This is a genomic window from Neisseria sp. LACPHL-SPEC-2024-00856 (assembly GCF_047915665.1).
In the GTDB taxonomy this organism is placed as follows: Bacteria; Pseudomonadota; Gammaproteobacteria; order Burkholderiales; family Neisseriaceae; genus Neisseria; species Neisseria polysaccharea.
Genome location: NZ_JBLRPR010000002.1, coordinates 80,741 through 92,971 on the forward strand (window position 1 = coordinate 80,741; position 12,231 = coordinate 92,971).

At 51.0% G+C, this 12,231-nt stretch carries 10 protein-coding genes and 1 pseudogene; 2 read left to right on the top strand and 9 right to left on the bottom strand.

The genetic code is table 11. The annotated features are described in order from the left end of the window. Window positions 1–67 precede the first annotated feature (67 nt). Window positions 68–2,452, top strand: a complete 2,385-nt coding sequence (ppsA, locus tag ACNAU7_RS02545) for a phosphoenolpyruvate synthase (protein WP_196428415.1) — start codon at window positions 68–70, stop codon at window positions 2,450–2,452. A gap of 223 nt (window positions 2,453–2,675) precedes the next feature. Next, window positions 2,676–3,935, top strand: coding sequence for a transcription termination factor Rho (gene rho / locus ACNAU7_RS02550; protein ID WP_416300414.1), 1,260 nt, complete (start codon window positions 2,676–2,678; stop codon window positions 3,933–3,935). 89 nt (window positions 3,936–4,024) lie between these two features. Here the strand turns inward: rho and ACNAU7_RS02555 are convergent, their stop codons facing one another. The 9 genes and pseudogenes from ACNAU7_RS02555 to secD form a co-directional block, all read right to left on the bottom strand. After that, window positions 4,025–5,320: an NAD(P)/FAD-dependent oxidoreductase gene (locus ACNAU7_RS02555; protein ID WP_416300795.1), complete on the bottom strand. Its 1,296-nt coding sequence runs from the start codon at window positions 5,318–5,320 to the stop codon at window positions 4,025–4,027. A gap of 125 nt (window positions 5,321–5,445) precedes the next feature. Beyond that, complete coding sequence (locus ACNAU7_RS02560) at window positions 5,446–6,333, bottom strand: ABC transporter permease subunit (protein WP_003675707.1); 888 nt, start codon at window positions 6,331–6,333, stop codon at window positions 5,446–5,448. Then, window positions 6,333–7,298, bottom strand: coding sequence for an ABC transporter permease subunit (locus ACNAU7_RS02565; protein WP_416300417.1), 966 nt, complete (start codon window positions 7,296–7,298; stop codon window positions 6,333–6,335). Before ACNAU7_RS02565 ends, ACNAU7_RS02560 begins: the two co-directional genes overlap by 1 nt. 15 nt (window positions 7,299–7,313) lie before the next feature. Beyond that, window positions 7,314–8,438 carry an ABC transporter ATP-binding protein gene (locus ACNAU7_RS02570; protein ID WP_002222840.1) on the bottom strand — a complete coding sequence of 375 codons (1,125 nt, stop codon included), beginning with the start codon at window positions 8,436–8,438 and terminating at the stop codon, window positions 7,314–7,316. Window positions 8,439–8,632: 194 nt separating this feature from the next. After that, window positions 8,633–8,740, bottom strand: a pseudogene (locus tag ACNAU7_RS02575) (IS5/IS1182 family transposase); the annotation flags it as partial. Window positions 8,741–8,818: 78 nt separating this feature from the next. Further along, window positions 8,819–9,088 (bottom strand): 30S ribosomal protein S15, encoded by a 270-nt coding sequence (gene rpsO, locus ACNAU7_RS02580; RefSeq protein ID WP_002217790.1) that lies wholly within the window; start codon window positions 9,086–9,088, stop codon window positions 8,819–8,821. 82 nt (window positions 9,089–9,170) lie between these two features. Further along, on the bottom strand, window positions 9,171–9,305 hold the full coding sequence (locus tag ACNAU7_RS02585; RefSeq protein WP_003753973.1) for a hypothetical protein: 135 nt from the start codon (window positions 9,303–9,305) through the stop codon (window positions 9,171–9,173). Beyond that, complete coding sequence (secF, locus tag ACNAU7_RS02590; RefSeq protein ID WP_118997686.1) at window positions 9,295–10,230, bottom strand: protein translocase subunit SecF; 936 nt, start codon at window positions 10,228–10,230, stop codon at window positions 9,295–9,297. The genes ACNAU7_RS02585 and secF overlap by 11 nt, the downstream gene beginning before the upstream one ends. 3 nt (window positions 10,231–10,233) lie before the next feature. Further along, window positions 10,234–12,087: a protein translocase subunit SecD gene (gene secD, locus ACNAU7_RS02595; RefSeq protein ID WP_416300432.1), complete on the bottom strand. Its 1,854-nt coding sequence runs from the start codon at window positions 12,085–12,087 to the stop codon at window positions 10,234–10,236. Between the last annotated feature and the right edge of the window lie 144 nt (window positions 12,088–12,231).

Genomic DNA, 12,231 nt, shown 5'->3' on the forward strand with positions numbered 1-12,231 from the left:
AACGAATCGCTTAAAATAAGCACGCGGATTTGTTTCTTTTTTAACATATTTTGGATTGGACACACAAATGGCCGACAACTACGTAATCTGGTTTGAAAACCTGCGTATGACAGATGTTGAACGCGTGGGCGGTAAAAACGCCTCGCTGGGTGAAATGATCAGTCAGCTGACCGAAAAAGGCGTTCGCGTCCCCGGCGGCTTTGCCACCACAGCCGATGCCTACCGCGCATTTCTCGCACACAACGGTCTGAGCGAACGCATTTCCGCCGCACTGGCAAAATTGGATGTCGAAGACGTTGCCGAACTGGCACGCGTCGGCAAAGAAATCCGCCAATGGATTTTGGACACGCCTTTCCCCGAACAGCTCGATGCCGAAATCGAAGCGGCATGGAACAAAATGGTTGCCGATGCCGGCGGCGCGGACATTTCCGTTGCCGTACGCTCTTCCGCAACCGCCGAAGACCTGCCGGACGCTTCATTTGCCGGCCAACAGGAAACCTTCTTGAATATCAACGGCTTGGAAAATGTTAAAGAAGCGATGCGCCATGTATTCGCCTCCCTGTACAACGACCGCGCCATTTCCTACCGTGTCCACAAAGGCTTCGAACACGACATCGTCGCCCTTTCCGCCGGCGTTCAACGCATGGTGCGTTCCGACAGTGGCGCATCAGGTGTGATGTTCACCCTCGACACCGAATCCGGCTACGATCAAGTCGTCTTTGTTACCTCCTCTTACGGTCTGGGCGAAAACGTCGTACAAGGCGCGGTCAACCCGGACGAATTTTATGTGTTCAAACCTACGCTCAAAGCGGGCAAGCCCGCCATCCTGCGTAAAACCATGGGTTCGAAACACATCAAAATGATTTTTACCGACAAAGCAGAAGCAGGCAAATCGGTAACCAACGTCGATGTCCCCGAAGAAGACCGCAACCGCTTCTCCATTACCGACGAAGAAATCACCGAGTTGGCACACTACGCGCTGACCATCGAAAAACACTATGACCGCCCGATGGATATCGAATGGGGACGCGACGGCTTGGACGGCAAACTCTACATCCTGCAAGCCCGTCCCGAAACCGTAAAATCCCAGGAAGAAGGCAGCCGCAACCTGCGCCGCTTCGCCATCAACGGCGACAAAACCGTATTATGTGAAGGCCGTGCCATCGGTCAAAAAGTCGGACAGGGTAAAGTACGTCTGATTAAAGATGCTTCCGAGATGGATTCCGTCGAAGCCGGCGACGTACTGGTTACCGACATGACCGATCCGGATTGGGAACCCGTGATGAAACGTGCTTCCGCCATCGTTACCAACCGCGGCGGCCGCACCTGCCACGCGGCGATTATCGCGCGCGAACTGGGCATTCCTGCCGTTGTCGGCTGCGGCAATGCGACCGAACTCTTGGAAAACGGTCAGGAAGTTACCGTATCCTGTGCCGAAGGCGATACCGGCTTCATCTACTCCGGCCTGCTGGACGTACAGATTACCGATGTCGCCTTGGATAATATGCCCAAAGCACCCGTCAAAGTGATGATGAACGTCGGTAATCCCGAACTCGCATTCAGCTTTGCCAATCTGCCCAGCGAAGGCATCGGCTTGGCGCGTATGGAATTTATCATCAACCGCCAAATCGGTATCCACCCCAAAGCCTTGTTGGAATTTGACAAACAAGACGACGAATTGAAAGCGGAAATTACCCGCCGCATCGTCGGCTATGCGTCCCCTGTCGACTTCTACGTCGATAAAATCGCAGAAGGCGTGGCAACTTTGGCCGCATCGGTTTATCCACGTAAAACCATCGTCCGTATGTCCGACTTCAAATCCAACGAGTACGCTAACTTGGTGGGCGGCAGCGTATACGAACCGCACGAAGAAAACCCGATGCTGGGCTTCCGCGGCGCAGCGCGTTATGTAGCCGACAATTTCAAAGACTGCTTCGCCCTCGAATGCAAAGCCTTGAAACGCGTCCGCGACGAAATGGGGCTGACCAACGTTGAAATCATGATTCCGTTCGTCCGCACCTTGGGCGAGGCCGAAGCCGTTGTCAAAGCCCTGAAAGAAAACGGCTTGGAACGCGGCAAAAACGGCCTGCGCCTGATTATGATGTGCGAACTGCCGAGCAACGCGGTATTGGCGGAACAATTCCTGCAATACTTCGACGGCTTCTCCATCGGCTCGAACGACATGACCCAACTGACCCTCGGTCTCGACCGCGACAGCGGCTTGGTGTCCGAATCGTTTGACGAACGCAACCCTGCCGTTAAAGTAATGTTGCACTTGGCAATCTCCGCCTGCCGCAAACAAAACAAATACGTCGGTATTTGCGGTCAAGGCCCGTCAGATCATCCGGACTTCGCCAAATGGCTGGTAGAAGAAGGCATAGAGAGCGTCTCCCTGAATCCGGATACCGTCATCGAAACCTGGCTGTATTTAGCTGATGAATTGAATAAATAATCAATGCCCATACCCCCAAGCCTGAAAAGCTCGGGGGTATTTTTCCAAACGACTTTACTCAAGCGATATATCCTGCCGATAAAGGCTAACCCCGCCTGAGATAATATTTGACACCTGCACGCCGACTGCCTACAATTCCCCCTTTCTCCGAGCAACCGGCAACGGTCAGCTTCTTCTTTCAGACGGCATCCGCCCGTCTTTTCCTCTTCTATATATCATTATTATGCACGTCTCTGAATTACAAACCCTGCACATTTCCAAACTCTTAGAATTAGCGGAAGAACACGGCATCGAAAACGCCAACCGATTCCGCAAACAAGATCTCGTATTTGCCATCGTCCGCCAAATGATGAAAAAAGGCGAGGGTTTCACCTGCTCCGGCACGCTCGAAATCCTGCCCGACGGCTTCGGCTTCCTCCGCAGCGCGGACACGTCCTATCTTGCAGGCCCTGATGACATATATGTCTCACCCACCCAAATCCGACGCTTCAACCTGCATACGGGCGACACCATCGAAGGCAGCGTGCGCGTCCCCAAAGACAACGAACGCTATTTTGCCCTGGTCAGACTGGATTCCATCAACGGCAACCACCCGGAAGTATGCCGCCATAAAATCCTGTTTGAAAACCTGACCCCGCTGTTTCCGACCGAACAGTTGAAGCTGGAACGCGACTTAAAGTCCGAAGAAAACCTTACCGGACGCGCCATCGACCTGATTTCGCCCATCGGCAAAGGTCAGCGCGCCCTCTTGGTTGCCCCGCCCAAAAGCGGTAAAACCGTAATGCTGCAAAACATTGCCCACGCCGTTACCGCAAACTATCCCGAAGTCGAGCTCATCGTCCTCTTGATTGACGAGCGTCCCGAAGAAGTAACCGAAATGAGCCGTTCCGTCCGAGGTGAAGTAGTCTCCTCCACCTTTGACGAGCCGGCGCAACGCCACGTCCAAGTTGCCGAAATGGTGCTTGAAAAAGCCAAGCGTATGGTGGAACACAAAAAAGACGTGGTCATCCTGCTGGATTCGATTACCCGCCTTGCCCGTGCCTACAACACCGTCGTGCCTACCTCGGGCAAAATCCTGACCGGCGGTGTCGATGCCAACGCACTGCACCGTCCCAAACGTTTCTTCGGCGCAGCACGCAACGTGGAAGAAGGCGGTTCGCTGACCATTATCGCCACCGCATTGGTTGAAACCGGCAGCCGTATGGACGATGTGATTTACGAAGAATTCAAAGGCACCGGCAATATGGAATTGCATCTTGACCGCCGCATGGCGGAAAAACGCCTCTTCCCCGCCATCAACATCAACAAATCCGGCACGCGCCGCGAAGAACTGCTTGTTCCGAACGACCAGCTGCAACGTATGTGGCTGCTGCGCAAGTTCCTGCACCCGATGGACGAAATCGAGGCAGCCGAATTTTTAATCGGAAAAATCAAAGCCTCTAAAAACAACGACGATTTCTTCGAGCTAATGCGCGGCAAATAAACACACCGTACAGCATTCAAAAAATGCCGTCTGAAACCTGGAAAGCAGGCTTCAGACGGCATTTTTATGCATTTGCCGTTCCCTAACACTCAACGGCTGTCTTTCCACTGATAATATTTCGAGCCGAGGAAAGAACCGAGCTTTCTCAAAAACGGTTGGAGGATGATATTCGGCTGGCGCAACTGCTCAAACGGCTTCAGACGGCATTCGTCCCCTAAAATTGCTTCGGCAACCGCCAGACCTGCAATGCCCGTTATCGCCATCCCGTGTCCGGAATAACCTTGCGTATAAAAAACATTTGCGGCCAAACGTCCGAAATGCGGGACAAGGTTGGCGGTAATATCGCACTCCCCGCCCCACGAATATTCGATTCTAACATCGGCAAGCTGCGGAAAAACTTTAAGCATGTCTTGGCGGACAAGCTCGGTCATACGCGCAGGATCGTCGATAAATTCATGGTCTTTACCGCCGAAAAGCAATCTGCCGTCCGCACTGAGGCGGTAATAGTCCAAAATATGGCGGTTGTCGCATACTGCCATATTGTTGCGGATAAGCCTTTTTGCGCGCGTGCCCAAGGGTTCGGTGGCAATAATAAAGGTGCTGACGGCAATCGCCTTGCGTTCCAAAGGCTGGAATATCGGGTTCAAACCGGCATAAGTATTGACGGCATATACCACATTTTTACATTCGACACTGCCTTCCGGAGTGTAAACCAACCAACCGTTTTGATAAGGTTCGATGCGTATCATGGGAGAATGCTCAAAAATCTGCGCACCGGCTTCGGCAGCGGCACCGGCAACACCCAACGTGTAATTGAGCGGATGAAGATGCCCGGACAAGGGATCGAACTGTGCGCCTTGGTACATATCGCTGTCGAGTTGCTGCTTCAATTCAGTGTTATCCCAAAGTTGATAATGAGTTGCACCGTAATATTTTTGGGCGTGCTCATGCCATTGTTGCAATTCTTCCCAATGTTGCGGACGAACGGCAACCGTGGCATAACCGCGTTGCCAATCACAGTCAATCGCATATTTGCGTACGCGCTCGTCCACAAGCTCAACCGCCTGTAAAGACTGCTGCCAAAACCATTGTGCCCGCTCCAAATCAACCTGTTTTTCAATTTCCTCCATACCGCAGGCGTAATCGCTGATAACCTGCCCGCCACTCCGTCCCGATGCGCCGAAACCGATACGCGCGGCTTCCAACACAACCGTTTCATGTCCCTGCTCCGCTAAGGGCAGTGCAGTGCACAAACCACTCAAACCGCCACCGATGATACAGGTATCGGTTTTCAGACGGCATTGAAGTTTCGGATAAACAGTATGAGGATTAACCGAACTAAAATAATAAGAAGGCAGATATTCTTGAAAATCAGGACGAATCATGATGTTTACTTTATCAGGTATATTTTCAGACGGCATGATACAGGCTGTCGAACCATATCGTCCAAACAGAAAATCGATTTAAGAAAACAGGCTGACCCAGTCATGCGGTCAGCCTGCCTTGTTAGTTAATTTGCTTTCTCGGCAGCCAATTTTTCTTGGCGGTAGGCTTCCGCTGCCTCACGGTCGCGCTTGGTTGCCTGCCTCATCATCCAATAATTGACGATGATGACCAATGTTCCGATGATGCCGATCAGGATGGTTGCCAAGACATTCATCTGAGGATCAAGACCCAGCTTGATTTTGGAGAAAATCACCTGCGGCAATGTAGAAGAACCAGGGCCAGACAGGAAGGAGGTAATCACCAAATCATCCAAAGACAGGGTAATGCCGAGCAGAAAGCCTGAAGCAATGGCAGGGGCAATCAAAGGCAAAGTGATGACAAAAAAGATTTTCAGCGGACGCGCACCCAAATCCATTGCAGCTTCTTCGAGCGATTGGTCAAGCTCAACCAGACGCGAACGGATAACAACGGTAATGTATGCCATGCAAAGCGTGGTATGTCCTAAGAAAATAGTGAAAAAGCCTCGATCAAAATAAAGCGATTGCAGCAATTCGCTACCTTGCAGGAACATTTGCACCTGAATAATCAAGAGCAGCATGGACAAACCGGTAATCACGTCAGGCATAACCATAGGTGCGGAAATCATACCCGCGAACAAGGTACTGCCGCGGAAACGTTTGATACGCGCCATCGCATAGCCCGCCAGCGTACCCAAAACGACAGCGGCAAGCGAAGACACAACGGCAATACGCAGCGATAACCAAGCAGCTTCCAAGATGGTGTCGTTTTCCAGCAATGCGCCGTACCACTTGGTCGAAAAGCCTCCCCAAACGGTAACGAGCTTGGATTCGTTAAACGAATAGACAACCAAAACGACCAGCGGGATATACAGAAACGCCAGCGACAACATCAGCATCAGTTTCAGGAACCAAGACAATTTGGATTTCTGCATTATTTGGCTCCTTCTTCCAATTCGCGGTTTTCATAATGCTGGAACAGCGCAATCGGCACGACCAGCAGCGCGACCATCACGACGGCGACGGCGGAAGCCAACGGCCAGTTGTTTTGATCAAAGAATGCCTGCCACAAGACTTTACCAATCATCAAGTTTTCCGAACCTCCGACCAGCTCGGGAATCACGAATTCACCGACTGCTGGAACGAAAACCAGCATTGAACCTGCAATAATGCCGGTTTTAGACAAAGGCAGTGTAATCGTCAAGAACGACTTGACCGGTCCCGCACCCAAATCGGAAGCTGCTTCGAGCAGGCGGCTGTCCAGTTTCACCAGCTGCGTGTAAAGCGGCAGAATCATAAACGGCAGATAGGCATAAACCATCACCAAGTTCAATGAGAACGCATTGTAGAACAAATCTAATGGTTCACTAATAATACCCATCTTAATCAATAAGTTGTTTATGATGCCATTATGCCCGAGCAAACCCATCCACGCATAGACACGCAGCAGGAACGATGTCCAGAAAGGTAACATGATGGCAAGCAGCAAACCATTACGGACAGAAGGATTGGCACGGGAAATCGCATATGCTGTCGGATAACCGACCAACAGACAAATTACCGTCGTAGTCAGTGCAGTTTTTATTGAAGACCAATAGGTCATCAGATAGATATTGCTGTTTTCGCTGTTGCCGAAGGGATTCAGGGTATTCCAGAAATTTTGGAAAATATCGGCATAATTTTGATAGCTGACAGCAATATTCAGACGGCCTAAATCCTCGTCGATGCTGGTCAGCGGCGTAAACGGCGGAATGGCGATTTCTTGTTCGGCAAAGCTGATTTTCAGCACGATGGCGAACGGAATCAGAAACAGCACCAAAAGCCAAATATACGGTACGGCAATCACCGCACGCTGCCCCGGACGGCGGAACAGTTTGTTTTTCAGTTTATTAAGGTTCATTGCATTCCCCTTAAATCAACGGAACAACGGAGTCGGTTGGTTTTCCGGCCAGCTGATATAGACGGTTTCGTCCCAAGTCGGCGGTGTAATGTTGCGCACATACCAGTAAGGGGCGGGGACTTGGCTTTTGACGACGCGCCCGTTGCCGAGCTTGATATGGTAAATGGCGAAGCTGCCCAAATAGGCGATTTCTTTTACCGTGCCTTTCGCCCAGTTGTAGTCGCCCAAATATTCGGGTTTTTCTTTATATAAATCAATATCCTCTGGTCGAATACTAACCCAAAGGTCCTGCTCGCTCGGACCACCCAAACCGTGGTCGATGCGGACGTGGTTTTCCAAACCTTCGCATTCGATAACGGCATAGTCGGCATGATCTTCAATCACCACACCGTCAAAGATGTTGGTTTCGCCGATAAACTCGGCAGTGAAGCGGCTGTTGGGATAGTCGTACACGTCGCTGGGTGTGCCGACTTGCTGCAACTGACCGTCGGACATAATGGCGATGCGGGTCGCCATCGTCATCGCCTCTTCTTGGTCGTGCGTAACCATAATACAGGTTACGCCGACTTGTTCCAGCGTATTGACCAACTCAAGCTGGGTTTGTTGGCGCAGTTTTTTGTCCAATGCACCGAGGGGCTCATCCAGCAGTAGAATTTTCGGACGTTTTGCCAGACTGCGTGCCAAAGCAATGCGCTGCTGCTGACCGCCGGACAATTGGTGCGGTTTGCGTTTAGCAAATTTGGTCATCTGAACCAGGCGGAGCATTTCTTCGACGCGCGCGGCGATTTCGCCTTTAGGCATTTTGTCCTGTTTCAGACCGAAGGCAATGTTTTGTTCTACGGTCATATGCGGAAAAAGCGCGTAACTTTGGAACATCATATTGATGGGGCGATCATAGGGTGCAAGTTTGGTAATATCCTGACCATCAAGGATAATTTTTCCCTGATTGGGACTTTCCATACCCGCCAGCATACGCAGCAGTGTAGATTTTCCGCTGCCGGAACTGCCCAAAAGGGCGAAGATTTCGTGTTGATAAATGTCCAAGTCGATGTTATCGACAGCGTAATTGTCACCAAACTTTTTCACCAAACCTTGGATTTTGAGATAAGGTTTGGCTGAAGACGCAGTGGTTGCGGTCATAATGGCAATACTCCAATAAAAAGACGAGTACCGGCAAAACGGATTTTCGAATGGGTGATAAAAAGCTGTTTGATTGCTGGCGGGAGTTAAACGTTTGATGCCGTCTGAAACTCTTGTAAAGCGCACGGGCAGCATGAAATGGAACAAGATTCCAAAGAACTTTATATTATATTAGTTTATGCGGTTTTCGGGCAATATAGTGGATTAAATTTAAACCAGTACAGCGTTGCCTTGCCTTGCCGTACTATTTGTACTGTCTGCGGCTTCGTCGCCTTGTCCTGATTTAAATTTAATCCACTATAAATATGGATTTGAGCTTGTCGGAAAGCAACAGAAAAGAAAACACCGCCCATTTTTCTGGGCGGTGTCGGAAAGCGTAATTATTTACGCAGACCCAAGCGGGTAATCAACGCGCGATACGTATCGGGCTGGGTACGGCGCAAGTAGGCCAGCAGGCGGCGGCGTTGGCTGACCATTTTCAACAGGCCGCGACGGCTGTGATGGTCTTTGGGGTTGGCTTTGAAGTGGGGGGTCAGGTCGTTGATGCGGAAAGTCAACAGGGCGACTTGTACTTCAGAAGAGCCGGTGTCGCCTTCTTTACGTTGGAAATCTTTAACGATTTGTGCTTTTTGTTCTACGGTCAGTGCCATAATGGAAAAACTCCGAAAAATAAAAAGAACCCCAAATGGGATTCGGACAAGTTTGCCAAGCCTGAAGACAACGGCAAACTCCCTATTCCTGAAACAGGAACGGCGCATTATCACACAATTTTTGCTGTTCTGCACGATATTTTGCGATGTCGGCGAAATGCCGTCTGAAAACGGAGACATCTTCCGGTTTCAGACGGCATTTGACATCAGACCACAATTTCTTCCTTCTGTTTCGCTTCCTTGGCGATATTGTCGCGGCTCAAACCGAACATCAGCAAGAGCGGGCTGGCAACCAATACGGAAGAATAAATGCCGAACACGATGCCAATGGTCAACGCCATAGAAAAGCCGTGCAAGGCCGCACCGCCGAACACCAGCATAGAAACAACCATCGCCTCGGTCGAACCGTGGGTAATGATGGTGCGGCTCATCGTTGCGGTAATCGCGTTGTCGATGACTTCCGGCACGGTATGTCCGCGCATCGCCGGCTTGCGGAAGTTTTCACGGATACGGTCGAAGACGACGACGGATTCGTTCACAGAATAGCCCAATACGGCAAGAATGCCCGCCAAGACGGTTAGCGAAAATTCCCATTGGAAGAAGGCAAAGCAGCCGAGAATAATCACGATGTCGTGCATATTGGCGATAATGGCAGATACGGCAAAACGCCATTCGAAACGCATCGACAGGTAAATAATGATGCCGATAACGACAAAACCTAAAGCCATCAATCCATTACTTACCAATTCCTCACCGACTTGCGGACCGATAAATTCGACTTGGCGCAAAGTAACGTCGGGACTGTCTTTTTTCAGCAAATCTATAACCTGATTGGACAACTGTGCGGAAGTAACACCTTCTTTGTTCGGCAGGCGGATCATAATGTGTTTGTTCGTACCCAATGCCTGAACCTGTACATCACCCATTTTCAGCATATCGAGGCGTTCGCGCATCTTATTGACATCCGCACCCTGCTGATATTGGACTTCCATTACCGTACCGCCGGTAAATTCGACGGAGAAATTCAGGCCTTTGGTCACCAAGAAGAACACGGCAGCGATAAACGTAACCAACGAAATGAAGGTCGTCAGTTTGCCGTAGCTCATAAACGGAATATCGCGTTTGATTTTAAAGAGTTCCATAGCTTACTCCTTACCTGCCGCAGTTTCGGCTTCAGGTTTCCATACCGCACCGATGGAAATATTCTGCAATTTGCGTCTGCGTCCGTACCACAGATTGACCAACGCACGGAATACGACGACGGACGAATACATCGAAGTCAGAATACCCAAACAATGTACGACCGCAAAACCGCGTACCGGGCCGGAACCGAATACCAAAAGCGCGATACCGGCAATCAGCGAAGTCAGGTTCGAATCGACAATGGTCGCCCATGCATGTTGGAAACCGAGGTTGATGGCTTGCTGCGGTACGACACCCGCACGCAATTCCTCTCGGATACGCTCGTTAATCAATACGTTGGAGTCAATCGCCATACCCAATGTCAATGCCAACGCAGCAATACCTGGCAGGGTCAACGTTGCCTGCATGGCAGACAAAATACCGATTAGGAACAGTATGTTGGTACTCAAGGCAATGGTAGAGAAGAAACCCATCAAGCGGTAATAAATCACCATGAATGCAGCAACGATGGCAAAACCCCATAAAGTCGAATGGAAGCCTTTTTCGATGTTCTCCTTACCCAAAGACGGACCGATGGTACGTTCTTCGACAATCTGCATCGGTGCGGCAAGAGAACCGGCACGCAACAGCAAAGACGTATCGTTGGCTTCGGCTGTCGTCATGCTTCCGGAAATTTCCACGCGTCCGCCGGTAATGGCAGTACGGATAACCGGCGCGGTTACAACCTCGGATTTTCCTTGGTCGATCAAAACCATCGCCATGCGTTTGCCGACATTTGCGGCAGTCAGTTCGCCAAAAATGCTGCCACCCGCGCTGTCCAAGCTCAGACTGACGGCAGGTGCGCCCATTTGGTCGAAACTCGGTTGCGCATCGTTGATGTTGTCGCCCGTCAGCTCGACCTGTTTGCTGATTAGCAGAGTTTCGGGACGATCTCCGCCGCTTGAAAGCAACTCATAACCGCTCGGCACATTGCCTTCCAATGCCTCGCGCAACTTGGCAGGATCGTCCTCCACCATGCGGACTTCCAAAGTCGCGGTACGGCCGATGATGTCTTTTGCCTTGGCAGTGTCTTGCACACCGGGAAGCTGCACGACGATGCGGTCGGCACCGGACTGCTGAATGACGGGTTCGGCCACGCCCAACTCGTTTACACGGTTGTGCAGGGTAGTGATGTTCTGTTTGACCGCATCGGAACGTACTTTATTCACCGCCTCTTCCGAAAGCGTCAAGACGATATTGCTACCGTCTGAATTCAGCGTTGCTTCAGGAAACAGCCTGCGCAACTGCGGCAGTGCCTTTTGCACATCACCTGCATCCTGCAAAGGGACGGTCAAACTGTTTTCAGTCTGGCGTACCGTACCGCTGCGGATTTTTTCGCGGCGCAGTTCGCGGCGGATGTCGCCCGAATAACGTTCAAATGTTTTCTGCATCGCCGCTTTCATATCGACCTGCATGGTGAAATGCACGCCGCCGCGCAGGTCCAAACCCAAAAACATCGGATTGGCTTTGATTTTCGCCATCCATTCGGGGCTGTCCGCCAACAGGTTGAGCGCGGTAATATACCCTTCGCCCAAAGTGTTTTCGATGACGTCGCGCGCTTTAAGCTGCGTTTCGGTGTCTTTGAAACGCACTTTCAGTGAATTGTCCACAACAAACATCCCGTCGGTCTGAATACCCGCGTTTTGCAGCGCGGCATCCACTTTGAATTGAGTCTGTTCGTTGATGATGATGGCTTGTCGGTTGGTCGATACCTGCACGGCGGGTGTTTCGCCGAATAGGTTGGGCAGCGAATACACTGCGGCAACCGCAATCGTGAACACAATCAGCAGATATTTCCATAAAGGATAACGGTTCATCATTGTTCCTTAATGGTTGGAACCCCACCCTTTCGGTGGTGTCGGAATCGGGCTATTTCAGAAGAGGCAAAACCCCTTCCCAGCCAGGCAAGACCGGAAGGCGACATCCTGAATAGCCGCCCTGCGTGTCGGAACATGGTCAAG